The following is a 24,559-nucleotide window of genomic DNA, read 5'->3' on the forward strand; positions in this document are numbered from 1 at the left end:
GCCCCTTGGCAAAAGATAAAGATACTATGCGCTGCAGTTTTTGTGGACGCACAAGCGAAGAAGTCCGCAAATTAGTGGCGGGTCCTAACGTGTATATTTGTGACGAATGCGTTGAAGTTTGTGAACGCATCATTGCAGATGAGTTGGGTGCGGTTGAGACGGACGACTTCAATTTAAAAGAATTGCCAACGCCTAGAGAAATTAAAGCTCATCTTGACGAATATGTTATTGGTCAAGATGATGCTAAAATCTCTTTAGCTGTGGCTGTATATAATCACTACAAACGCTTACAAACAGATAATGTAGTAGATGATGTAGAATTACAAAAGGCTAATGTATTGTTCATTGGTCCTACTGGTAGTGGTAAAACACTATTGGCTCAAACCTTAGCGAAAATGCTAGAAGTACCATTTGCTATTGCAGATGCTACAAGCTTAACTGAAGCTGGGTATGTGGGGGAAGATGTAGAAAACATCCTACTCAAAATTATTCAAGCTGCAGATTATGATATAGCTCGGGCTGAACGTGGCATTATCTATATCGATGAAATCGATAAAATTGCTCGTAAGTCTGAAAATCCTTCTATTACACGTGATGTGTCTGGTGAAGGTGTACAACAAGCATTGCTTAAAATCTTAGAAGGTACCGTTGCTTCTGTTCCTCCTCAAGGTGGTAGAAAGCATCCTAATCAGGAAATGCTTCAAATCGACACTACGAATATTCTCTTTATTTGTGGTGGAGCATTTGATGGTATGGACAAGGTTATTACTAAGCGTACCGCTAAGAAAACACTTGGTTTTGGTGCAGATGTACAGCGTAAAGAAGAACGTAATATATCGGCTATCTTAAAAGATGTTGTACCTGAAGATTTATTAAAATTTGGTTTGATCCCTGAGTTTATTGGACGTTTGCCTGTAATGGTGACATTAGATCAATTAGACAGAGATGCATTAATTCAAATTTTGACAAAGCCTAAAAATGCATTAACAAAACAATATGAAAAAATTCTATCCCTTGATGGTGTAGAGTTAACTTTCACTGAAGATGCATTAGAAGAAATCGCTGATGAAGCATTACAGCGAAAAACAGGTGCTCGTGGTTTGCGTGCTATCATTGAAAAGGTGATGAAACGCGTAATGTTTGAGGTTCCTTCCATGCCGGAAGTAACTAAGTGCATTGTGAATCGTGAATCCGTATTAAGCACAGGTGAACCTATACTCAAAAATGAGGCAGACCAAGACATCCAGTTGAAATCGTAATTCGAAGAAACTCATTTCTGTGTAGGAATGAGTTTCTTTTCATAATATATATACCTGGAGGAAGTATGAATTTACTCGAAGTTGGGATCCCTACCGTACCTCTCAGAGGCATGGTAGTATACCCGAATATCGTGATTCACCTCGATATCGGTCGAGACAAATCCATTAAGGCGGTGGAAGCCGCAATGAATGAGGACCGCATTTTAGCCGTCGTAACTCAAAAAGATGATGCTGTAGATGCGCCAACAGTTCATGATTTAGCCCAAATGGGTACATTAGTAAAAATTAAACAAATGTTGCGCTTACCAGGTGGTATAGTACGTGTTCTTGTAGAGGGCATCACTCGTATTCGTCTTATGAATATTACTAGCATGGACCCTTATTATATAGGAGACTATGAACGAGTGGCGTCTGAATTTGAAGACGATGTAGAGCTTGAAGCTTATCGTCGTTTGGTTCAAGCTAAATTTGGCGAATGGGCAGAAGAAGCTAAATCAGTTACTGATGAAGGTGTAACGCGCGTTATGGAATTACGCAATCCTTGTGAATTAGCTGACCAAGTTGCATTTCTATTGCCTATTAATAATTTGAAACGTCAAGAGTTACTTGAAGAATTATCTGTGGCTCGTCGTCTTAACATGATTGTAGGCATTTTAAATATGGAATTACAAATCTCTGATTTGGAAAATTCCATCAATAATCAAGTGCGTCAATCTATGGAAAAAGCGCAGAAGGAATATTTCTTGCGCGAAAAAATCCGCGTTATCCACGATGAGTTGGGTGATAAAGGAGATCCCGAGGAGGAGGCAGAAGAACTACGAGTTAAGTTAAAAGCACTTAACCTAAGTGAAGACGTACATACGCGTATTGATAAAGAAATTTCTCGTTACAGCCGCATGCCTCAATTGATGCCGGAAGCAACAATTTTGCGCAACTACTTAGATTGGGTATTGGCATTACCGTGGAACGAATTAACGGAAGACCGTTTAGATATCAAGGGCGCTTATGCTATGCTCGAGGCCGATCATTATGGCCTTGAAAAGGTTAAGAAACGCATTTTAGAATTTTTAGCGGTTCGTAAATTAACCGGTAAAAATAGTGGCTCTATTCTTTGTTTAGTAGGCCCACCAGGCGTTGGTAAAACCTCTTTGGCTACCTCTATTGCTAAAGCAATGAATCGTAAGTTTATCCGTGCATCCTTAGGTGGTGTTCGTGATGAAGCTGAAATTCGTGGACATCGACGTACTTATATTGGTGCTTTACCTGGTCGTATGATTCAGGGGTTAAAAAATGTAGGTACTAAGAATCCTGTATTTTTATTGGATGAAATTGATAAATTAGCATCTGATTATAAAGGCGATCCATCTTCAGCGTTATTAGAAGTATTGGATCCAGAACAAAATAGCACATTTAGTGATCACTTTATCGAAGTACCGTTCGACTTCTCTGAAGTTTTCTGGATTACTACGGCTAATGTAGCATCTAATATTCCTGGTCCATTGTTAGATCGTATGGAAATTATTGAGTTGTCCAGCTATATGGAAGAAGAAAAACTAGAAATTGCTAAGCGTTACTTAACACCTAAGCAAATTAAGAAAAATGGCCTTGAAGATTACAAGGTTAAATTATCTGATGCTGTGTTAAGAAAGGTAATTTCCGAATATACTCGCGAAGCAGGTGTTCGTACTTTAGAGAAAACAATTGCTAAGATTTGCCGTAAGATTGCTTTCAAAGTAGTTGAAGAAGGCGGAGACGCACCAAAAGTCACTACTAAGAATCTTCACGAATTCTTAGGCGCACCAATCTTTGTTGACCAAGAGCGAGAAAAGAAAGCACAAGTTGGCTATGTAAATGGATTAGCTTGGACATCTGTTGGTGGTGTAGTATTACCATGTGAAGCTACAACTATGAATGGTACCGGTAAATTGGCTTTAACTGGTAGTCTCGGCAAGGTTATGCAAGAGTCTGGTCAAGCGGCTATGAGTTATATTCGCCATAATGCAAAAGCTTTAAAGATTGAAGAAGATTTTTATAAAAAGCTTGATATTCACGTTCACTTGCCAGAAGGGGCAACCCCTAAAGATGGTCCTTCTGCAGGTATTACAATGACATTAGCTATGGTATCTATTTTGACTAACCGCAAGGTTCGTTCTGATATTGCCATGACTGGTGAAATCACATTGCGTGGCCGTGTATTACCAATAGGCGGCTTAAAAGAAAAATTATTAGCAGCCTTGTCTCATGGTATAAAAGAGGTGTTGATTCCAAAAGGCAATGAAAAGGATATTGCAGAATTACCTGACATTGTGAAAGAAGGCCTCATCATTACGCCAGTTAAGACAATGGATGAAGTATTAGCAAAGGCACTTGTGTAATGCAAAAGAAGAAAAAATCCACTAAACCAATGGGCCCAAAACCACAATATACACGAAAAGAACCAAAGGGGCCTCGTATTATAGCTGCAAAATATAATACTTCCTGTGTGAAGGCGGATCAATATCCTGAAGGGGATACTGTAGAAATCGCCTTCCTTGGACGCTCTAATGTGGGCAAGTCTTCGTTGATTAATTCTTTATGTAACTATCGTGGGTTAGCCCTCGTTAGTGGTCAGCCAGGTAAGACTAAGACGATAAACTACTTTGATATTGAATCAAAAGAGGATATTTCTGAAACCGAGGAACGCAGATATAACTGGTTTCTCGTTGACCTTCCTGGTTATGGTTTTGCAAAGACAAATAAAGGAAACCGCAATCTGTGGTCTTCCTTTATTGCCGATTATATTTTACATTCTGAACGATTGATGTTGTTGTGTTTACTTATCGATGGTCGCCATCCTGAAATGGCCATTGATAAGGTGGCCTTTGATTGGCTCGTCGAAGCTGGTGTTCCGTTACAAATTGTAGTGACCAAGGCCGATAAATTGACGGCTAAAGAAAAGTCTGCAAACTTGTCTATTATTAAAGAGCTATATCCAACGGCTACCCCGCCGATTTTGTACAGCTCTTTAAAGCATACTGGGCGTGAGCTTTTACAACAACGAATCAATAAAATTTTGGTAGGAGATGAAGCATGAGTCAAACGAACGAATTAGAGATTATGGAACGCATTGCTCTAGATTTAGAGCATGTCGAAGAGTCTCTTGCATCATCTTTTAATACCGGTGCAGAGGACTTCAATGCACTGATTCGACCGTTATCAGCAGCAGGTGGTAAGCGTTTGCGCGCTCAATTGTGTCTATTGATTGCTAATGCAGGTACATCTATAGAGCGTCAACGCATTAAAATTGCTGAGGCTGTTGAAATGCTTCATTTAGCAACACTTATCCATGACGATGTTTTAGATCAAGCTGAAATTCGCCGTGGGGAGGATACAATTCACATGCATAAAGGTAATAAGGTAGCTATCCTTAGTGGTGATTATTTATTTGCTAAAGCATTTAAAATCGTATCTGAAATGACGAATATGAAGTATCTTCAAGTATTCTCTCATATTATTACATGCCTCGTAGAAGGTGAGTTCATGCAAATGGAAGATGTATATCGCATCGATCAAGGCATAGAGCGTTATATGACAAAGACGCAAAAGAAAACAGCAGACTTCATGGAAGGCTGTATGGAGCTTGGTGGTCTCTTAGGAGATTGGCAAGAGGATGAAATTATAGAGTTGAAAAAATATGGTCATGCATTAGGCATGGCATTCCAAATTACAGACGATATTATGGATTATCGTGAAACAGCGGAAACAACGGGAAAGCCTGTAGGGAATGATCTTCGAGAGGGACTATTGACGTATCCGTTATTAAGCATCGTTAACGATGGTAATAAAGATAAATTGCTTGAAGATATTAAAGGCTTAAATAATGGTGGTAATGAGCAAGACATTATTGATTATGTTATTGCTCAAGGTGGAATTGATAATACATTAGCTGTAGCTGATAAATATTGTAAAGATGCTCTAGCGGCACTCGCTGCAGTGCGTGATTTCCCAGGGAAGGAATTTCTTGTGATGGCTGTAGAAAATCTGGCTGATAGAAAGGTATAATATGGAACCATTCGAACCAAAATCGGATTTCGAATATCCCATGCAAAAACCTTCTTTTGATAGTGTAGTTCGTCAAAAACGGCGTGAAGCAGAACAAAAGTCTGAGCAAGAACGATATAAGGTGGCAACTCAACACATTCCTGAGGATGTGGAAGATGAACCAGTTTATACGGCTATAGAGCAGAAGATGATGGATGAAGCAAGGGAATTGTCTCTTGTAGGACATCTTTCAGAGCTGCGAAAACGATTGATTATAATAGCTGTAGCAGTTATTGTGGGAACTTGTATTTCTTATTATTATGTAGACTTATTATTGGAAATACTCCTAAAACCGGCTGGCAAGCTCTATTATATGAGACCTACTGAAGCATTTCTTACATATATGAAGGTGTCTGTTGTAGGTGGCTTAGTCATAGCCGCTCCCATTATATTGCATCAGATTTGGCTATTTGTTAAGCCTGCACTAACTGTGCGAGAAAAGCAGCTATCTAACTGGATCTTACCAGTAGCAATTGGTCTATTCGGGATAGGTATTGTATTTTCTTATTTTCTCGTATTGCCTGCAGCAGTGAGGTTCTTTATGGGCTTTGCTACAGATGAATTACAGCCGATGTTTTCTATTGGTCAGTATATGGACTTTGTATTATCCTTTGTACTGCCCTTTGGATTTATCTTTGAGTTGCCGTTGATCTTAATTATTTTGGGATATTTCAACTTAATTACATCACGCTTTTTAAAAACGAAGCGAAAGATATTTATTCTTATATCCTTTATCATAGGTGCTGTCATTTCACCTACACCGGATATGTTCTCGCAAACGATGATTGCATTACCTATGATATTGCTATATGAAACAAGCCTATTTGTATTGGCTAAAATTATGAAGCGCTAAGGAGTCTTTTAGGAGGAACGATGAAAACCTACGAAAATTTAACCACATATAATCCTGGTGAAATAGAAGGCAAATGGTATTCTTATTGGGAAAATCAAGGATACTTTCACGAAGAAGTAGACACGAATAAAGAGCCATTTAGTATCGTATTACCACCTCCTAATGTAACTGGTATGTTGCATATGGGGCATGCCCTTGATAACACATTACAAGACATCCTCATCCGTTTCAAACGCATGCAAGGCTACAATGTATTGTGGATGCCAGGTACAGACCACGCTGGTATTGCTACACAAATCAAAGTAGAAGAGATGCTTGCTAAAGAAGAAGGAAAATCTCGCTATGATTTGGGCCGTGAAAAATTCGTAGAGCGCGTGTGGGAATGGAAAAAAGAATATGGTGATACTATTGTAAAACAAATCCGTAGCCTTGGCGCATCCTGTGATTGGAACCGTGAGCGATTTACTTTGGATGAAGGGTATTACCATGCAGTGCGCGAAGTATTTGTAAGTCTTTATGAAAAAGGTTTGATCTATCGCGGTGAACGCATCATCAACTGGTGTCCTCGTTGTGCCACTGCGTTATCTGATGTTGAAGTTGAGCATGAAGATGAACATGGCCATTTATGGCATATTAAATATCCTGTAAAAGGTGAAGATAATCGTTTTGTTGTTGTTGCTACAACTCGTCCAGAAACAATGTTTGGTGACGTAGCAGTAGCAGTAAATCCTGATGATGATCGTTATAAAGATCTCATTGGTAAAACATTGATCTTGCCATTTGTTAATCGAGAAATTCCTGTAATTGCCGATGACTATGTAGATGCTAGCTTCGGTACAGGCTGTGTAAAAATTACACCTGCTCATGACCCTAATGACTTTGAAATGGGCCAACGTCATAATTTGGAATCCATCGTTGTTATGAACAATGATGCAACAATGAATGAAGGTGCTGGCAAATTTAATGGCTTACCTCGTGAAGAAGCGCGTAAACAAGTAGTAGCAGAACTTAAAGAATTAGGCCTACTTGAAAAAATTGATGATCATGACCATGCAGTAGGTCATTGCTCCCGTTGTAATACAATCATCGAACCAATGGTATCTAAACAATGGTTCGTAGATATGAAACCATTGGCAGAGCCCGCTCTTAAGGTTGTTAAAGACCACGAAGTAGAGTTCGTTCCTGAACGTTTTACAAAAACATATGTGAACTGGCTTGAAAATATCCGCGATTGGACGATTTCTCGTCAATTGTGGTGGGGCCATCGCATTCCTGCATGGTATTGTGATGACTGTGGTGAAACTATCGTTAGCCGTGAAGATATTACAGAATGTCCTCATTGCCACGGTCATGTTACACAAGATCCAGATGTTCTTGATACATGGTTTAGCTCTGGTTTATGGCCGTTTGCCACAATGGGTTGGCCTAAGCAAACTCCAGAACTTAAACAATGGTATCCAACAAGTGTGCTTGTAACTGGTTACGATATTATCTTCTTCTGGGTTGCTCGTATGATCTTTATGGCTCTTGAGTTTGAACATGAAATTCCATTTAAACATGTATTTATTCATGGTCTTGTTCGCGATAGCCAGGGCCGTAAAATGAGTAAATCTTTGGGCAATGGTATTAATCCGCTTGAAGTTATCGACCAATATGGTGCTGATGCATTGCGCTTTACTCTTGTAACTGGCAACACACCTGGTAACGATATGCGTTTCTATATGGAACGTGTTGAGGCTAACCGTAACTTTGCCAATAAGATTTGGAATGCATCAAAATTTGTATTGATGAACCTTACTAATTATGATGAAAGTTTCGTTCCAACAGCAGATGATTTGACATTAGCAGACCAATGGATTGTTCAAAAATACAATGAAACAGTACAAAGCGTAACATCTAATCTCGATAAATTCGAACTTGGTGAAGCGGCAAGTTCCGTATATGATTTCATTTGGAATACGTACTGCGATTGGTACATTGAATTAGCGAAACCTCGTTTGTATAGTGAAAGCGACGAACGTGATCGTCGTACAGTTCAATATTTACTTGTAACAATCTTACGTCATATGCTCGAATTATTACATCCATTCATGCCGTTCGTAACTGAACATATTTGGCAACATTTGCCACACGAAGGGGACAGCATCGTTGTTACTAAATGGCCTGAAGCATTGAAATTCGATAATCTTGAAGGGGCAGCACGTCAAATGGAAGTTATGATGGATGCTATCAAAGGTATTCGTAACATGCGTGCTGAAATGAATGTGCCTTTAGGTAAAAAAGCTGAGGTTATCGTAGCGCCAACAGATGAAGCATTAGCTAAAACTGTAGCAGAACATAGTGACTACTTCGTAACATTGGCTTGGGCTGAGAAAGTAACAATTCTTGGTACCGATGATCCAAAACCAGAAAATGCGACTGTAACCGTTGTCAATGGTATGGAAGTATATCTCTTACTTAAAGACTTGATTGACGGTGAAAAAGAAAGAGAGCGTATTGCAAAGGAAAAAATCCAAATGGAAAAAGAAATTTCTCGTTTGGAAGGTAAATTGTCTAACCAAGGCTTCTTAGCAAAAGCTCCTGAAGCTGTAGTAGCAAAAGAAAAAGAAAAGTTAGAAGAATATAAACAAAAACAACAAGCGTTATTGGAACGTGAAGCGTTCCTTGAAACCTTATAATAGGAGGTTTATATGACATATCAGGAGGCCTTAGCCTATTTGGAGCAGGCATCTTCATTTGGTATTAAACCTGGCCTTGAACGAATTACGGCTCTTATGGATGTGTTAGGGAATCCACAAGAAGATTATAAAATTGTTCATGTTACAGGTACAAATGGTAAGGGCTCGGTTACCTCATATATTTCCTACGCACTGTTTACAAGTGGATTACGGGTGGGGCGATTTACATCGCCTCACCTTCAATCCTATACGGAGCGTATTCAAATTAATGATGGAAATATAACAGAGGAAGCCTTTGGGACATTAATTAGTCGCGTAAAGGTTGCCGTAGATACTATTATTAACAATGGAATAGAAGCGCCAACACAATTTGAAATATTAACAGCTGCCGCATTTTTATTCTTTAAGGAGCAAGGTGTAGACTATGCCGTAGTAGAAGTTGGTTTAGGGGGCTTACTAGATTCTACTAATATCGTGACTCCAAAAGTATCTGTTATTACTAATGTAACAATAGATCATCAAGCATATTGTGGTGATACTGTCGAGGAAATTGCACGCCATAAAGCGGGGATTATTAAACCTAAGGTGCCTGTAGTGACAGCTGCACAAGATACACCTCTTAATATCATTGAGGACGTAGCTAAAAAACGACATGCCAAGCTTTATGTTTTTAATAAAGATTTTGGTATTGATAGCCGCAGCGCTGTAATGGGTGGTCAAATGATTACGGTTAGTTCTAACAATGCTGCACCTGCTATGTTGTTTACGACGATGGCTGGCATTCATCAATCTGTAAACCTCGCTTGTGCATTGATGGCCGTACGCCTGTTGATGAAAGAGGATACGAACATCAGTGAAGAAACAATGCGTGAAGGATTTGCCCGCACTACGTGGGCGGGGCGCTTTGAAGTTAAACGAGGCTTAGATCGTACCTTTATATTTGACGGTGCTCACAATGCGGCAGGGGCTGAGTCTTTTGCCATGACGTACAATGAACTATTTAAGGACACACCGAAAACGGTGGTAATGGCTATCCTTAAAGATAAAGACCAAGAGGCTATTATTCGTGAAGTGGTTAAATCTGGCGACACAGTCCTCGTTGTACCTGCACCAACAGATAGAACAGAGGTACCTGAGAGCTTGGTTGAAGTGATTCGCCGTACTGTGCCTAAGGTGACGGCTCAAACTGCAGAATCTGTTGAGGCTGCGTTAGCCTTAGCATACAAACATACAAAGAATGGTGATATCATTGCTGTATGTGGTTCTTTATATATTCTAGGGGATGCTCGTCAGTGGTTTTTCCATGAGATGAGTCATTGAGGTGAGATTATGGAGCTCTCACTCATTCCTAATCAGAAACGAATTACTTTTTATATTGAACGATTAATCTATGGTGTTGTCATTGCGATGCCACTTCAGCCAATGGTGGGAGATGTACTTCTCTGGTTGGCCATAGGTCTAGCATTATATGATTTAATTTCTAGTAAATCATTGAGTCTGCCGACCGGTTATCTATCTTGGACTGTTATGATCTTTGTTATCTGGACAGGTATATCGTCGTTAATGTCACCAAACTGGGATTGGTCTATTCAGAGTTGGTTCTACCAAATTGTGGCGGGTGGGGGCATGTACTATTTAGTTCGTACCTATATTCGAACACCTAAACAGTGGAACTATTTTCTTCGTGCCTTTTTAGGTACAGCCCTTCTTGTATGCATAATCGGGGCCTATCAGTATATATTTGTTCCTAATATACATATAAAAGAATGGGTTGATGCAGCACAATTTCCTAAATTGATGCGTCGAATGGCGTCTACATTGCAAAATCCTAACTTGTTAGGGGCTTATCTATTGATGGTATTAAGTGTATGTATTAGCTATATTCTTGTTTATATGAAAGAGAATCGTACTCGTGAAGTTGTTACAATGCTGATTATTGGTATTGTATTATTTTTAACGATGTTATTAACCTATTCGCGTGGTATTTGGATTAGTTTTGCGGCCATGATTCTGTATTGGGCTATTTTCGTAGAACGAAGACTATTCTTATCTTTGTTAGTGGTACCGCTAATTCTATACTTCTATGAAGGGGAAGTTGCTTCGCGACTTTGGTCTATATTCCAAGGTCATGATACGTCATCAGATCTTCGCTGGGCTCTATGGGACAGCACAATGTATATCGTACGAGAAAATCCAATCTTTGGTATAGGGTGGAATACATTCTACTTAGTTTATCCAGAGTATAACTATTACATTCAAGGTCCTAATGTGTTGATGTATCATGCCCATAATTTATATTTAAATATATTGGCTGAAACAGGTATTCCTGGCTTGCTATCATTCCTAGCAGTTATCGTCGGTCATGTTATTACATCTGTTCGTTTGAAAGGGGATATGTTCCGACAAGCTGCACAGATAGGTATAGGTGCTTTAGCTATCGGAGTCCTTTTTAGTGGATTGTCTGATTTTGAGCTCTATAGCCATCAAGTTACTATTGTTTTTTGGCAACTCCTTGGTTGGGTTGGGGCCTTTGTGAAAGTACAACTTTCCACAAAGAAACATATGTAAAAGGTACATTTTGTATAATCAGTAAGTTTTATGGTAGAGATATAATTTCATAGTATGGTATAATTTATATATACCTTAGCAGGGTAAGCTTAAGTATATTTAACCGGTTTTCTAATGTTAGGATAATTGAACATTATTGCTTGCATTTGAAAACCGGTTTTTTGTATATCTATATTTTTATAGGAGGTGTAGCAGTCAGTTTTGTATATATTATTTTTTTTATATTGATAAGGCTCTATATGTTGTATTGAGATAGTTCGATATGCATAAAAAACAACAATATATACTATTAAAATGATAATTCCTGTGAGTTATATCGGTGTGAATAAAACTTATGTGAAAATGTAAAAACCTATGCGTTTTAGTCATAATGCACAGTCGAAGTGTGATAAAAAATACATTTTAGTCATATAAGTTGACAATACATTGGATGTGGACTACGATGAAGTCGGTTTAAGGAACGTATTAGACCAAAGAGATTCAATTGTCGTTTAACAATGTTACTCTTAAAGGAGATGGTTATGGTGATAGACATCAAAGACCGCGTAAAAAATGTGGACCTGCAAGGTAAAATTGTCACTGCTTATGATGCAGCTCAGTTGATTAACCCTAATGATAAAGTTGGTATTTCCGGCTTTACACCATCGGGTTATGCAAAAGTTGTGCCATTGGCATTGGCAGAAAGAATGGAAAAAGAACCATTCAAAATCGATTTGTGGACAGGTGCTTCTGTAGGTGATGAAGCTGATGGTGCGTTAACTCGTGCTAATGGTATTAATCGCCGTTTTCCATATCAAACCAATAAAGATATGAGAAAGGCTTTAAATGGTGGAGATGTTAAATACATCGATATGCATTTAAGCACAATGGCACAAAATATTCGTTATGGATTTTTCGGAGATTTAGATGTAGCAATTATTGAAGTATGTCAAATCAACGAAGATGGTTCTTTAGTACCGACTACCTCTGTTGGCAATTCTCCAACATTTGTTAGTCAAGCTAAAAAGGTTATCGTAGAGGTAAATGTATCTCAACCATTATCCTTAGTTGGTATGCATGATATCTATGAACCGTTGGATCCGCCACATCGTAAACCAATTCCGTTGGAACAGGCCGGCGATCGCATCGGTACAGAAGCAATACCTTGTGATCCTAGCAAAATTATTGCTGTGGTTCCAAGTGATGTACCTGATACAACAAGACCTTTAGCTGCTATTGATGATGATGCAAAGGCAATGAGTCAACATCTTATCAAATTCTTTGAACAAGAAATTGCAGAAGGTCGTTTGCCTAAAAACTTGCTTCCGTTGCAATCCGGCGTAGGTTCTGTAGCAAATGCGGTAATCAGTGGCTTGGCTCAAGGGCCTTTCACAGATTTATCTATTTATACAGAAGTAATTCAAGACGGTATGTTTGACTTGATCGATGCTGGTAAAGTAACTGTATGTTCCGGTACTGCATTGAGTCCTTCTCCAGATGGATTGAAACGTTTCTATGCGAATATTGATGAATATCGTAAAAAAATTATTCTTCGTCCGCAAGAAATTTCCAATAACCCTGGTATTGCTCGTCGTATTGGTGTCATTGCCATGAATACTGCTATCGAATTTGATATTTTTGGCAATGTAAACTCTACTCATATTATGGGTAGCAAAATGATGAATGGTGTTGGTGGTTCTGGTGACTTTGCACGTAGTGCATATCTCACTATCTTCTGTACCAACTCCGTTGCTAAAAATGGCGACATCAGTTCTATCGTTCCATATGTATCCCATGTGGATCATCCAGAACATGACACTATGATTTTCTGTACAGAACAAGGTGTTGCTGACTGTCGTGGTTTGAGCCCAGTGGAAAGAGCTCGTTTGATTATTGAAAAATGTGCTCACCCAGACTACAAACCTATGTTAACTGAATACCTAGAAAAAGCATTAGCTGCAACAAAGGATGCCCATACACCAATGTTGCTTGATGAAGCTCTTTCTTGGCATAAACGCTTCACAGAAACTGGAAGCATGAAAAAATAACCTGTTTTTTTAGGAGGATGATGAAAACATGGCTTACGAAAACTTAAAAGCCCAAATTGCTGAGTACAACAAACTTTGTGACGAAAAATGCGCAAAAACTCCAGAACGTCAAAACTTAAAATACAACCGTGTGTATACACCAGTTGATATTGAAGGCTTTGATTATGAACGCGATTTGGGAATGCCTGGCGAATTCCCTTATACTCGTGGCGTACAACCTACTATGTACCGTGGCCGTTTCTGGACAATGCGTATGTATGCAGGCTTCGCTACAGCTGAAGAATCTAACAAACGTTACCGCTACCTAATCGAATCTGGTGCAACAGGTCTTTCCTGTGCATTTGACTTGCCTACACAAATCGGTTATGACTCTGATGATGTTATGGCTGAAGGCGAAGTTGGTAAAGTAGGCGTTGCTATTGACTCCTTGGCAGATATGGAAATCTTGTTCGAGGGCATCGACCTTGGTAAAGTATCCACATCCATGACAATTAACGCTCCGGCGTCTGTTTTGTTGGCAATGTATATTGCAGTAGCTGAAAAACAAGGCGTACCTTCCACTGAATTGAAAGGTACAATTCAAAATGATATTTTGAAAGAATATGCAGCTCGTGGTACTTACATTTTCCCTCCAAAACCATCCATGCGTTTGATCACTAATATCTTCGAATATTGTTCTCAATACGTTCCTAAATGGAATACTATTTCCATCTCCGGTTACCACATCCGTGAAGCAGGTTCCACGGCAGTGCAAGAAATCGCATTTACAATTGCTAATGGTATCGCATACGTAGAAGCAGCTTTGAAAGCTGGTCTTGATGTTGATACATTCGCTGGTCGTCTTTCCTTCTTCTGGAATGCTCATAATAACGTACTTGAAGAAGTTGCTAAATTCCGCGCATCTCGTCGCTTGTGGGCAACAATCATGAAAGAACGTTTTGGTGCTAAAAAACCAAAATCCATGATGCTTCGTGTACATACTCAAACAGCTGGTTCCATGTTGACTGCACAACAAGTTGATAACAACATCGTTCGTGTTGCTCTTCAAACTGCAGCTGCTGTAATGGGCGGTACTCAATCCTTACATACAAACTCCCGTGACGAAGCTTTGGCTCTTCCTACAGAAGCATCTGTACAAGTAGCCCTTCGTACTCAACAAATCGTGGCTTACGAATCTGGTTTGGCTGACGTAGTTGACCCATTGGGCGGCTCCTACTATGTTGAAGCTATGACTAACGCTATCTATGACGAAGCTATGGCATACATCAAGAAAATTGATGAAATGGGCGGCGCTGTAGTAGCAATCGAAAAAGGCTACATCCAAAAAGAAATTCAAGAATCCGCTTACAAATGGCAAATGGAAGTTGAATCTGGCTTGCGCACAATCGTTGGCGTAAACAAATTCCAAGTTGAAGAAGAAGCTCCAAAAGACTTGCTTCGCGTAGACGCTTCCGTAGGTGTTAACCAATCTAAGAAAACTCAAGCAGTTCGTGCTAACCGCGATCAAGCCGCAGTTGATAAAGCCTTAGCTGATTTGAAAGCTGGTGCAGCTGACGAATCTGTTAACTTGATGCCATTAATTCTTGCAGCAGTTAAAACATATGCTACTTTGGGTGAAATTTGTAATGTATTGCGCGAAGTATTCGGTGAATACGAAGCTCATTCCACATTATAATATCGGCTGATTTCGGAGGTAATATATCATGGCAGAAAAACGTATTAGAGTAATTGTAGCAAAACCAGGTCTTGATGGTCATGACCGTGGTGCAAAAGTAGTAGCACGCGCACTTCGCGATGCTGGTTTCGAAGTAATCTACACTGGTCTTCGTCAAACACCAGAACAAATCGTTGAAGCAGCGCTTTCTGAAGACGTTAATGTAGTTGCATTATCTCTTCTTTCCGGTGCTCACAATACATTGTTCCCTAAAATTGTTGAACTTTTGAAAGAAAAAGGCATGGGGGATGTTCTTGTAATCGGTGGTGGCGTTATTCCTGACGCTGATATCCCTGGCTTGAAAAAAGCTGGCGTAGCGGCAGTATTCACACCTGGCACACCAACTAGCGATATCGTTAACTTTATTAAAGAAAACGTAAAATAATTGCTTGGGCAAAGAGGGGTGCAACTCGAATAGTTGGCTCCCCTCTATTCCCATATTCGAAGATAGGTGGTGAGGCGAATGGATTTAGTTAAAGGCCTTTTTGAAGGTTCTAGACTAGCCTTAGCACGGTCCATAACAGCTGTAGAAAACGAGTATGATAATGCCATCGATATTATGAAGGCAATTTACCCTAAAACGGGGAACGCACGTATTCTCGGTATTACAGGGGCCCCTGGTGCTGGTAAAAGTACTTTGACCGATAAGGTAGTTAAACATTATTTAGATCAAGGTAAAAAAATCGGCATCGTTGCCATCGACCCAACTAGCCCATTCTCTGGAGGTGCTATCTTGGGGGACCGTATTCGAATGAATGATTTAACATTAAATGAAAATGTATTCATTCGAAGCATGGGCACGCGAGGTAGTCTTGGTGGATTATCTAAAAAGACTGCAGACGTTGTAAAACTCATGGATGCCTTTGGCATGGATTTAGTAATTATTGAAACTGTAGGCGTAGGTCAATCTGAAGTAGATATTGTAAAAAATGCTGATACTACATTGGTTGTACTAGTTCCTGGTCTCGGTGATGATATCCAAGCTATCAAGGCGGGTATTCTTGAAATTGGCGATGTATTTGCTATCAACAAAGCGGATCGGGACGGTTGCGATCGTTTGAATGTTGAAATCGAGATGATGCTTGATCTCGATTCTCGCGAAGTCAAATGGAGACCTCCGATTAAGCGTACTGTTGCCAGCAAAGATCAAGGTGTAGATGAACTCATCGAAGCCTTGGATGAACATTTTGAGTATCTTGAAGACTCTGGTGAGTTGGATGCTCGCCGGGCAGAACGTACGCGTGATGAAATCATCGCAATGATTAATGAGCAAATTGGTCGTTATGTGGCGGAAAAAATAGTCACTAGCGATGAATTTAATAGCCAAGTGGCAGCTGTAAATGAACGCATGAGCGATCCATATACAGTTGTTAACGGCGTTATGTCAAATGTGCTAAAGTAGACGGCGACTACATAGCATGAGAGATTTAGCCTTATAAAAGGAGATAATCAAAATGGCTTTTAAAGTATTACAAGTGGACCACATCGGTATTGGTGTTAATGATTTAGCAGCAACTAAAGAATTCTATAAAAATGCATTAGGCATTGAACATCTTCCTGAAGACGAAATCGTAGAAGAACAAAAGGTAAAAGTATCCTTCTTCCCTTGTGGTGATGCTGAACTTGAATTCTTAGAAACTACAACTCCAGATGGCCCTATCGGTAAATTTATCGAAAAAAATGGCGGTCGTGATGGCATCCAACACGTTGCATTGCGCGTTGATAATATTGAAAATGCTATTGCTGATTTGATGGCTAAAGGCGTTCGTATGATTGACGAAAAACCTCGTTATGGTGCAGGCGGCTCCTCAATTGCTTTCTTACATCCAAAAGCAACTGGCGGTGTTTTGCTTGAATTATGTCAACGTATGAAATAATACAGTATCCAATTCACATCATTATATATGAGTTGTAGATATACATATACATATAATCCTACGTTATATATTAAATATGTATGCTTCTTGAACTTTATTCATTTATGAAATAAAATGATACTGTAACAAGTTTTATTTGGAGGTGCTATAATGGCAACAGTGCAGGAAAAAATCGAGTTATTGCACGAAAAACTAGCTAAAGTTAAAGCTGGTGGCGGTGAAAAACGCGTTGAGAAACAACATGCTCAAGGTAAAATGACTGCTCGCGAACGCTTGGCTAAATTGTTCGATGATAATTCCTTCGTTGAACTTGATCAATTCGTTAAACATCGTTGTGTTAACTTCGGTCAAGAAAAGAAAGAATTACCAGGCGAAGGTGTAGTAACAGGTTATGGTACTATCGATGGTCGTTTAGTATATGCATTTGCACAAGATTTCACTGTAGAAGGTGGCTCTCTTGGTGAAATGCATGCTGCTAAAATCGTTAAAGTACAACGTTTAGCAATGAAAATGGGTGCTCCTATTGTTGGTATCAACGATTCTGGCGGTGCTCGTATTCAAGAAGCAGTAGATGCCCTTGCTGGTTACGGTAAAATTTTCTTTGAAAATACAAATGCATCTGGTGTTATTCCACAAATTTCCGTAATCATGGGTCCATGTGCAGGCGGTGCTGTATATTCTCCAGCATTGACTGACTTTATCTACATGGTTAAAAACACTTCTCAAATGTTCATCACTGGTCCTGCAGTAATCAAATCTGTAACTGGTGAAGAAGTAACAGCTGAAGATCTTGGTGGTGCAATGGCGCACAACTCCGTGTCTGGCGTTGCTCACTTTGCAGCTGAAAATGAAGATGATTGTATCGCTCAAATTCGTTACTTATTAGGCTTCTTGCCATCCAATAATATGGAAGATGCTCCATTGGTAGATACTGGTGACGATCCAACTCGTGAAGATGAAAGCTTGAATAGCTTGTTGCCAGATAACAGTAACATGCCTTACGACATGAAAGATGTTATCGCAGCTACTGTAGATAATGGCGAATACTATGAAGTACAACCATTCTATGCTACAAATATCATTACTTGTTTCGCTCGTTTTGATGGTCAATCCGTTGGTATCATCGCTAACCAACCAAAGGTAATGGCTGGTTGCTTGGACATTAACGCTTCTGACAAATCTTCCCGTTTCATCCGTTTCTGTGATGCTTTCAATATTCCAATCGTTAACTTCGTTGACGTTCCTGGTTTCTTGCCTGGCACAAATCAAGAATGGGGCGGTATCATTCGTCATGGTGCTAAGATGTTGTATGCTTACTCTGAAGCTACAGTACCAAAAATTACTGTTATCACTCGTAAAGCATATGGCGGTTCCTACCTCGCTATGTGTTCCCAAGATTTAGGCGCAGACCAAGTATATGCTTGGCCTACATCCGAAATCGCTGTAATGGGTCCTGCTGGTGCAGCTAATATTATCTTCAAGAAAGACGAAGATAAAGATGCTAAAACAGCTAAATATGTAGAAGAGTTTGCGACTCCTTATAAAGCTGCAGAACGTGGCTTCGTAGATGTTGTAATCGAACCTAAACAAACTCGTCCAGCAGTTATCAACGCTTTGGCAATGCTTGCAAGTAAACGCGAAAACCGTGCTCCAAAGAAACATGGTAATATTCCATTATAATTCGATTCGGTAAACATATCATCGAATTTGGGAGATACCTTTCTTTACTACTTTTTTAGAAAGGGGAATGATTATGGAAGGACAAGCAGTTACTACCAATCCTTGGTTAATCATGGCGATTAATATGACAGTTGTATTTGCTGTATTGATAGCTTTAGGTATTCTTATGGAAATCGTACATTTAATCGATCCTACTAGGAAGAAAAAAGAAGCACCAGCAGCAACTGCTCCTGTTGTTACTCCAACAGCTACTTTTGTAGCTCCAGCAAATGCATCTGCTCAAAATGAGGATGAAGTAGTAGCAGCTATCGTAGGTGCCATTGTGGCGATGGGGTACTCATCTGAACAAATTGCATCTATTCGACCTACAGCAACCAGTGCTAAATGGCGCTTGGAAGGTCGCTTAAGCGGTAGAGGTTAAAATATTTTTAGGAGGCATTTGTAATGAGCAATGCTACAACAACTAACGGTAAAGCTCCATCTCAAGATGTAGTAGCAGTAATCGTTGGTGCATTAGCGGCAATGGGTTATTCCGCTGATCAAATCGCGCATATCCGTCCAATCGTAAGCTACAATTGGAAAATGGAAGGCCGTTTGCGTGGTAATCGATAAGATAATTGGCTATTTTGATAATCCGTGGGATTACTCAATTTATATGTGTAAAAATATTTATAAGTTTTGTGTAGGAACTACACATTTTGGAGGAATTTAAGATGAAAAAATTCAACGTTACAGTAAATGGTACAGCATATGATGTAGAAGTTAATGAAGTAAAAGCAGCGGCTCCTGCAGCAGCTCCTAAAGCAGCTCCAGCAGCAGCTCCAGCTCCTAAAGCAGCTCCTGCACCAGCTCCTGCTGCAGCAGCAGCTCCAGTTCCAGCAGGTGCTGAAACTGTAAAAGCTCCAATGCCTGGTAAAATCTTATCTGTAGCAGTATCTGCTGGTCAAGCAGTTAAAAAAGGCGAAACTTTGTTGATCCTTGAAGCTATGAAAATGCAAAATGAAATCGCAGCTCCACATGATGCTGTAGTTTCCGAAGTTCGCGTATCTGCTAACCAAACTGTATCCACTGGTGACGACATGGTTGTTCTTGGCTAATACCAAGTGTTGTATGACGTGGCTGCGCCACGTCATCTAACAATTTTATATTTGTGAAAGGGGAACGCATATGGAGGCTTTTGCTGTTGCGATTCAATCCGTTATTACAGATAGCGGGTTCCTCGCATTTACAACAGGCAATGCTATTATGATTCTTGTAGGTTTGATCCTATTGTATTTGGCATTTGCTAAAGAGTTTGAACCTTTATTGTTGGGTCCGATTGCGTTTGGTTGTATACTTGCCAATATTCCTCGTAATGGTTTCGAAGAAGGCGTTATGGCACTTATTAGCGCAGGTATCTCCCAAGAAATCTTCCCACCTTTAATTTTCCTAGGTGTAGGTGCAATGACTGACTTTGGTCCACTCATTGCTAATCCTAAAACATTGCTTTTAGGCGCTGCCGCTCAAATCGGCGTATTCGTTGCTTTAGGTGGCGCAATGATGCTTGGCTTCACAGCTCAAGAAGCAGCTGCTATCGGTATCATCGGTGGTGCTGACGGCCCTACATCCATTTACTTAGCTACTAAACTAGCTCCTCATTTATTAGGTGCTATCGCGGTTGCCGCATATTCCTATATGTCCTTGGTACCGTTGATTCAACCGCCTGTAATGAAACTCTTCACTACGCAAAAAGAACGCGAAATTGTTATGGAGCAATTGCGTGAAGTTACACGTTTTGAAAAAATCGTGTTCCCAATTGTTGCAACGATCTTCATTTCCTTATTGCTTCCTTCCATTACATCCCTTTTAGGTATGTTGATGTTAGGTAACTTGTTCCGTGAATCTGGCGTAACTGAACGTTTGTCCGATACTTCTCAAAATGCGTTAATCAATACTGTTACAATCTTCTTGGCAACTGGTACTGGTTTAACAATGAGTGCGGAACATTTCTTAAGCGTACAAACAATTCTTATTATCTGCTTAGGCTTAGTTGCATTTATCGGTGGTACTGCTGGTGGCGTATTATTTGGTAAATTGATGAGCTTAGTAGATGGTGGTAAAACAAATCCACTTATTGGTTCTGCCGGTGTATCCGCGGTTCCAATGGCGGCTCGCGTATCTCAAGTAGTAGGTGCGAAAGCTAACCCAGCTAACTTCTTGCTCATGCATGCTATGGGTCCTAACGTAGCTGGCGTTATTGGTACAGCAGTAGCTGCAGGTACAATGCTTGCTATGTTGTCTAACCACTAATAATTTAATAATTATTCACCCAGGTGTACCTAAATTGGTACACCTATTGGTGAATCAAAAAGCCCTTGGTCATTATGTAATCATACATAAAAGGGAATATTTGCAATAAATGCTTTTCAGATCGGTCATTAGGTGATTAGCAAGATTTCACAGAATAACCTTCTAGTGCTTTAAATATAGTAGAGGTGGTCACTTGTTATCAATTGAATTAAAAATACTGATTTGTTTTGTTTGGGCATTTATTGTTTTTTTTATTACTGCGCTGATTATCGGTGCTGAAGGTAAAGCTAAATGGTTTCAGCAGAGAACTAAATATTCTTGGTTTAACCGCCGAGGTTTTCTTGGTGAAACTTTATTATTTGGGTATCCTAAAACAAGAGAGGGATATGGGATTACTTTTATAATGGCCTCTGCCATTGGTATCGTAGGTTATATTTTATATCTCTTATAATTATGTCAGTGCATTTCTCTGAAGGGAGATGATGATGTATGGGTACTGCAGAACAAACCTTAATCGTCCTTGCAGTTATGGCTGTTTTATTCGTTACGGAAATTATTCCTCTAGCTATTACTTCTTTAGGCGGCGCAATTACATTAGGCCTTATGGGTATTATTACTCCTAAGGTTGTATTCTCTGGTTTATCTGATAGTACAGTTGTGTTGTTTGCAGGCATGTTCGTTGTTGGTGCTGCATTATTCTATACTGGTTTGGCTCAAAAAATTGGGGAAACCGTAGTATCTCATGCAGGGACTAGCGAAAATGGCTTGATGCTTGCGATTATGCTTGTAACAGCTACCATGTCCGCATTTTTATCTAACACTGGTACAACAGCTGCTTTACTTCCTGTAGTTGTTGGTATCTGTGCTGTTGCTAAGATACCTGCATCTCGTCAATTGATGCCTTTAGCATTCGCTGCAGGTATCGGTGGTATCATTACAATGGTAGGTACACCACCTAATATCATTGTAAGTGGTACATTGACTAAATTTGGCATTGAACCATTTGGTTTCTTTGAGTTTGCTTGGATTGGCATTCCTTTGACTATCGCTACTATCGTATTCATGATGCTCATTGGTAAACATTTATTACCTAAACATGAAATTACTGATGCCGGTGATGTAGAACAAGAAGTAGCTGCTGAAGATATTTCTAACGATCCTAAGAAACAATTGTTCTCTGGTCTTATTCTTTTAGGTGTAATCCTTGCCATGATTTTAGGCGAACCATTGAAAGAACACTTTGGTATTAACTTACCGTTGAGCATGGTTGCTGTTATTGGTGCAATGCTTTGCGTATTAACTGGTTGTTTGAATGAAAAACAAGCTTACACATCTATTGATTGGGTAACAATTTTCTTGTTTGCTGGTATGATGCCAGTGGCAACCGCACTTGATCAATCTGGTGCAGGTAAAATGATTGCTGATGCAGTAATTGGTGTTATGGGTTCCGATCCTAGTCCTTACTTTGCAACAGGCGTATTGTTTATTTTGTCTTGTGTTATGACGCAATTTATGTCTAATACTGCATCTTGTGCATTATTGGCTCCTATCGGTATCTCCATTGCTCAAGGTATGGGGGCTGATCCTCATGCTGTATTGATGGCTATCGGCGTTGCCGCATCCTGCGCATTCGGTACACCTGTAGGTACACCTCCAAATACATTAGTACTTGGTCCTGGTCAATACAAATTTACTGACTATGTAAAAGCTGGCGTTCCATTGATTTTAGTTTGCTTCGTAGTAAGCTTAATTATCATTCCAATGGTATGGCCATTCTTCCCTGGTAAATAATAGGGAATAGGTTACTCTACTATACAAGCACACACGAGGTCGAATCGTAAGATTCGGCCTCGTTTTTTATGATTTTAGTCTATATGATTTTAATATAGATTACATATAAGTGTAATCAAAAGCAATATGAATTAAACTAATTTGCATGATTAATTTTACACAATTGACTACATCGAAAAAAATATGATATAGTATATTGTGTAAGATATAATAATGTAATGTTGAATAAGGAGGTCATCTATGACAAAAGAAAGATTTAACATGTTAGTTGGTTCTATTGGTGCATTTATTGGTGTATTTGTATTTTTAGCCTATATCCCACAAATAATTGCTAATCTTCATGGTCAACCTAGTCAACCATGGCAACCATTATTTGCAGCAGTATCCTGTTTGATCTGGGTATTATATGGTTGGACAAAATCACCTAAACGTGATTATATTTTAATCGTACCAAACCTTGCAGGCGTTATTTTAGGTACACTAACATTCTTAACATCTTTCTAAGTGCTATAAGAAAAAAATAGTATTATTGTTATATAGTGAATAATAGTAAAGATATTACTTTACTTTATAAATATAAATGAGGTCGAATCGTATGATTCGGCCTTTTTTAGAGTGAAGTTTATATGTTAGATTAAAATATAGATAAGCGTTAAATCTGTTGTAATAAAAAAATAGTTTTTATGATAATAAATATTGATAATTGAATTCCTAGTATAATAGTACGTATTTTAATTGAAATGATAATTAGTGCATTCTCAATTATTGATTATTAAACTCAATTACATAAATGAAAAGAAATATCAAAATACATATAAATATAGGCTTTTTATGATAAAAAGGAACAATTATTATGCAAAATATTATATAATTTTTTATCATTTTCGTTTGACTTTCAATTTGAACTGTGTGATAATGAGAACATAAGTTGAGGCAAGTGCCTTTCTAAATGATAATAAAAAGTTTTGATCTATATTTTGATGGAGGTCCTAATTATGAGAGTTATTGCTGATGGTTGCATTAAATGTGGTTCTTGCGCATCTGTTTGCCCAGTTTCCTGCATTACTGAAGGCGAAACTAAATACGAAATTGGCGATGCTTGCATCGATTGCGGTTCTTGCGAATCCGTTTGCCCAGTTTCTGTAATTTCCGCTGAGTAATCACAAATAAAACACGCCCCTCATTGAGGGGCTTTTTATTTTGCCTAAATTTGCGTAACTTAGTATAATAGGACTATTAAGACTTATATTATAGTAAGGGAGTTAATCTTGTTTTATACAGTACTTATCATTTGGTTATTATTGGACCAATTAACTAAATATTATGTAATGAATCATTTTTTGTTAGGTGAATCTTTACCTGTTATTCCTAATGTATTTCATCTTACCTATATTATTAATCGCGGTGCAGCCTTTGGCATGTTAGCGAATCAACGATGGTTTTTCTTACTAGTAGCTTTTGTTCTATTAGCTGTTTGTGCTTTTTATTGGAAGCGATTAGCTAAGGGCCATTGGACTTTGCAAATCGGATCCGCCTTATTAGTCGCAGGTGCAATTGGTAATGGCATTGACCGATACATGATTCATGGGGTAGTGGACTTTTTTGATTTTCGTGTATGGCCTATTTTTAATGTGGCAGATATTGGTATTTGTATAGGTGTAGCTTTTGTTGTATTTTATTTGTTTTCATTGAAAGAGGACCATGAATAGCTTTCATTATTAGGGCTCTTTATAAATCATTGAC

General features: G+C 39.0%; 23 protein-coding genes. All 23 read left to right on the forward strand.

From position 1 onward, the window contains the following. The first annotated feature begins 5 nt into the window (after window positions 1–5). Window positions 6–1,259: an ATP-dependent protease ATP-binding subunit ClpX gene (gene clpX / locus ACLRYO_RS00595; RefSeq protein ID WP_004698679.1), complete on the forward strand. Its 1,254-nt coding sequence runs from the start codon at window positions 6–8 to the stop codon at window positions 1,257–1,259. Window positions 1,260–1,324: 65 nt separating this feature from the next. Further along, entirely contained in the window at window positions 1,325–3,634 is a 2,310-nt protein-coding gene (lon, locus tag ACLRYO_RS00600; protein WP_156697640.1) for an endopeptidase La, read from the forward strand. Further along, window positions 3,634–4,332 (forward strand): ribosome biogenesis GTP-binding protein YihA/YsxC, encoded by a 699-nt coding sequence (yihA, locus tag ACLRYO_RS00605; RefSeq protein ID WP_024062006.1) that lies wholly within the window; start codon window positions 3,634–3,636, stop codon window positions 4,330–4,332. Before lon ends, yihA begins: the two co-directional genes overlap by 1 nt. Further along, window positions 4,329–5,300, forward strand: coding sequence for a polyprenyl synthetase family protein (locus ACLRYO_RS00610; RefSeq protein WP_004698598.1), 972 nt, complete (start codon window positions 4,329–4,331; stop codon window positions 5,298–5,300). Before yihA ends, ACLRYO_RS00610 begins: the two co-directional genes overlap by 4 nt. Window position 5,301: 1 nt before the next feature. After that, a complete protein-coding gene (gene tatC, locus ACLRYO_RS00615; protein WP_413084612.1) occupies window positions 5,302–6,192 on the forward strand; it encodes a twin-arginine translocase subunit TatC in 891 nt (296 codons plus the stop codon). A 20-nt stretch (window positions 6,193–6,212) separates the two neighbouring features. Then, window positions 6,213–8,870 (forward strand): valine--tRNA ligase, encoded by a 2,658-nt coding sequence (locus ACLRYO_RS00620; protein WP_101928842.1) that lies wholly within the window; start codon window positions 6,213–6,215, stop codon window positions 8,868–8,870. A 12-nt stretch (window positions 8,871–8,882) separates the two neighbouring features. Continuing rightward, complete coding sequence (locus ACLRYO_RS00625; RefSeq protein WP_101928843.1) at window positions 8,883–10,190, forward strand: bifunctional folylpolyglutamate synthase/dihydrofolate synthase; 1,308 nt, start codon at window positions 8,883–8,885, stop codon at window positions 10,188–10,190. A gap of 9 nt (window positions 10,191–10,199) precedes the next feature. Continuing rightward, a complete protein-coding gene (locus ACLRYO_RS00630) occupies window positions 10,200–11,438 on the forward strand; it encodes an O-antigen ligase family protein (protein WP_101928844.1) in 1,239 nt (412 codons plus the stop codon). A 521-nt stretch (window positions 11,439–11,959) separates the two neighbouring features. Continuing rightward, on the forward strand, window positions 11,960–13,465 hold the full coding sequence (locus ACLRYO_RS00635; protein ID WP_101928845.1) for an acetyl-CoA hydrolase/transferase family protein: 1,506 nt from the start codon (window positions 11,960–11,962) through the stop codon (window positions 13,463–13,465). Window positions 13,466–13,493: 28 nt separating this feature from the next. Next, complete coding sequence (locus tag ACLRYO_RS00640) at window positions 13,494–15,140, forward strand: methylmalonyl-CoA mutase (RefSeq protein ID WP_024062000.1); 1,647 nt, start codon at window positions 13,494–13,496, stop codon at window positions 15,138–15,140. A gap of 28 nt (window positions 15,141–15,168) precedes the next feature. Further along, window positions 15,169–15,564: a cobalamin B12-binding domain-containing protein gene (locus tag ACLRYO_RS00645; RefSeq protein ID WP_004696492.1), complete on the forward strand. Its 396-nt coding sequence runs from the start codon at window positions 15,169–15,171 to the stop codon at window positions 15,562–15,564. A gap of 78 nt (window positions 15,565–15,642) precedes the next feature. Beyond that, entirely contained in the window at window positions 15,643–16,581 is a 939-nt protein-coding gene (gene meaB / locus ACLRYO_RS00650; protein ID WP_024061999.1) for a methylmalonyl Co-A mutase-associated GTPase MeaB, read from the forward strand. Between the two features lie 52 nt (window positions 16,582–16,633). Continuing rightward, window positions 16,634–17,056 carry a methylmalonyl-CoA epimerase gene (gene mce, locus ACLRYO_RS00655; protein ID WP_004696488.1) on the forward strand — a complete coding sequence of 141 codons (423 nt, stop codon included), beginning with the start codon at window positions 16,634–16,636 and terminating at the stop codon, window positions 17,054–17,056. 150 nt (window positions 17,057–17,206) lie between these two features. Further along, window positions 17,207–18,736, forward strand: coding sequence for a methylmalonyl-CoA decarboxylase subunit alpha (mmdA, locus tag ACLRYO_RS00660; RefSeq protein ID WP_004696486.1), 1,530 nt, complete (start codon window positions 17,207–17,209; stop codon window positions 18,734–18,736). Between the two features lie 73 nt (window positions 18,737–18,809). Then, entirely contained in the window at window positions 18,810–19,157 is a 348-nt protein-coding gene (gene mmdD, locus ACLRYO_RS00665; protein WP_024061998.1) for a methylmalonyl-CoA decarboxylase subunit delta, read from the forward strand. A 23-nt stretch (window positions 19,158–19,180) separates the two neighbouring features. Then, entirely contained in the window at window positions 19,181–19,348 is a 168-nt protein-coding gene (gene mmdE / locus ACLRYO_RS00670; protein WP_004696483.1) for a methylmalonyl-CoA decarboxylase subunit epsilon, read from the forward strand. A 101-nt stretch (window positions 19,349–19,449) separates the two neighbouring features. After that, window positions 19,450–19,833 (forward strand): methylmalonyl-CoA decarboxylase subunit gamma, encoded by a 384-nt coding sequence (mmdC, locus tag ACLRYO_RS00675; RefSeq protein ID WP_008601436.1) that lies wholly within the window; start codon window positions 19,450–19,452, stop codon window positions 19,831–19,833. A 70-nt stretch (window positions 19,834–19,903) separates the two neighbouring features. Next, complete coding sequence (mmdB, locus tag ACLRYO_RS00680) at window positions 19,904–21,025, forward strand: methylmalonyl-CoA decarboxylase subunit beta (protein WP_008601435.1); 1,122 nt, start codon at window positions 19,904–19,906, stop codon at window positions 21,023–21,025. A 193-nt stretch (window positions 21,026–21,218) separates the two neighbouring features. Next, window positions 21,219–21,476, forward strand: coding sequence for a hypothetical protein (locus tag ACLRYO_RS00685; RefSeq protein WP_004696478.1), 258 nt, complete (start codon window positions 21,219–21,221; stop codon window positions 21,474–21,476). A 38-nt stretch (window positions 21,477–21,514) separates the two neighbouring features. Beyond that, window positions 21,515–22,816, forward strand: coding sequence for an SLC13 family permease (locus ACLRYO_RS00690; protein ID WP_004696476.1), 1,302 nt, complete (start codon window positions 21,515–21,517; stop codon window positions 22,814–22,816). A gap of 240 nt (window positions 22,817–23,056) precedes the next feature. Continuing rightward, window positions 23,057–23,320, forward strand: a complete 264-nt coding sequence (locus tag ACLRYO_RS00695; protein ID WP_004696474.1) for a SemiSWEET family transporter — start codon at window positions 23,057–23,059, stop codon at window positions 23,318–23,320. 491 nt (window positions 23,321–23,811) lie between these two features. After that, window positions 23,812–23,976, forward strand: coding sequence for a DUF362 domain-containing protein (locus ACLRYO_RS00700; protein WP_004696472.1), 165 nt, complete (start codon window positions 23,812–23,814; stop codon window positions 23,974–23,976). A 108-nt stretch (window positions 23,977–24,084) separates the two neighbouring features. Beyond that, window positions 24,085–24,525 (forward strand): signal peptidase II, encoded by a 441-nt coding sequence (gene lspA / locus ACLRYO_RS00705; RefSeq protein ID WP_004696470.1) that lies wholly within the window; start codon window positions 24,085–24,087, stop codon window positions 24,523–24,525. Window positions 24,526–24,559 lie beyond the last annotated feature (34 nt).

Origin of the sequence: Veillonella parvula, from assembly GCF_047241225.1 — a bacterium.
Classification (GTDB): domain Bacteria; phylum Bacillota; class Negativicutes; order Veillonellales; family Veillonellaceae; genus Veillonella; species Veillonella parvula_O.

What these genes read in the sequence shown, in the direction of transcription:
- lon (WP_156697640.1), top strand. Translation starts at nt 1,325, where the DNA reads ATGAATTTACTCGAAGTTGGGATCCCTACCGTACCTCTCAGAGGCATG.
- yihA (WP_024062006.1), top strand. Translation starts at nt 3,634, where the DNA reads ATGCAAAAGAAGAAAAAATCCACTAAACCAATGGGCCCAAAACCACAA.
- ACLRYO_RS00610 (WP_004698598.1), top strand. Translation starts at nt 4,329, where the DNA reads ATGAGTCAAACGAACGAATTAGAGATTATGGAACGCATTGCTCTAGAT.
- tatC (WP_413084612.1), top strand. Translation starts at nt 5,302, where the DNA reads ATGGAACCATTCGAACCAAAATCGGATTTCGAATATCCCATGCAAAAA.
- ACLRYO_RS00620 (WP_101928842.1), top strand. Translation starts at nt 6,213, where the DNA reads ATGAAAACCTACGAAAATTTAACCACATATAATCCTGGTGAAATAGAA.
- ACLRYO_RS00625 (WP_101928843.1), top strand. Translation starts at nt 8,883, where the DNA reads ATGACATATCAGGAGGCCTTAGCCTATTTGGAGCAGGCATCTTCATTT.
- ACLRYO_RS00630 (WP_101928844.1), top strand. Translation starts at nt 10,200, where the DNA reads ATGGAGCTCTCACTCATTCCTAATCAGAAACGAATTACTTTTTATATT.
- ACLRYO_RS00635 (WP_101928845.1), top strand. Translation starts at nt 11,960, where the DNA reads ATGGTGATAGACATCAAAGACCGCGTAAAAAATGTGGACCTGCAAGGT.
- ACLRYO_RS00640 (WP_024062000.1), top strand. Translation starts at nt 13,494, where the DNA reads ATGGCTTACGAAAACTTAAAAGCCCAAATTGCTGAGTACAACAAACTT.
- ACLRYO_RS00645 (WP_004696492.1), top strand. Translation starts at nt 15,169, where the DNA reads ATGGCAGAAAAACGTATTAGAGTAATTGTAGCAAAACCAGGTCTTGAT.
- meaB (WP_024061999.1), top strand. Translation starts at nt 15,643, where the DNA reads ATGGATTTAGTTAAAGGCCTTTTTGAAGGTTCTAGACTAGCCTTAGCA.
- mce (WP_004696488.1), top strand. Translation starts at nt 16,634, where the DNA reads ATGGCTTTTAAAGTATTACAAGTGGACCACATCGGTATTGGTGTTAAT.
- mmdA (WP_004696486.1), top strand. Translation starts at nt 17,207, where the DNA reads ATGGCAACAGTGCAGGAAAAAATCGAGTTATTGCACGAAAAACTAGCT.
- mmdD (WP_024061998.1), top strand. Translation starts at nt 18,810, where the DNA reads ATGGAAGGACAAGCAGTTACTACCAATCCTTGGTTAATCATGGCGATT.
- mmdE (WP_004696483.1), top strand. Translation starts at nt 19,181, where the DNA reads ATGAGCAATGCTACAACAACTAACGGTAAAGCTCCATCTCAAGATGTA.
- mmdC (WP_008601436.1), top strand. Translation starts at nt 19,450, where the DNA reads ATGAAAAAATTCAACGTTACAGTAAATGGTACAGCATATGATGTAGAA.
- mmdB (WP_008601435.1), top strand. Translation starts at nt 19,904, where the DNA reads ATGGAGGCTTTTGCTGTTGCGATTCAATCCGTTATTACAGATAGCGGG.
- ACLRYO_RS00690 (WP_004696476.1), top strand. Translation starts at nt 21,515, where the DNA reads ATGGGTACTGCAGAACAAACCTTAATCGTCCTTGCAGTTATGGCTGTT.
- ACLRYO_RS00695 (WP_004696474.1), top strand. Translation starts at nt 23,057, where the DNA reads ATGACAAAAGAAAGATTTAACATGTTAGTTGGTTCTATTGGTGCATTT.
- ACLRYO_RS00700 (WP_004696472.1), top strand. Translation starts at nt 23,812, where the DNA reads ATGAGAGTTATTGCTGATGGTTGCATTAAATGTGGTTCTTGCGCATCT.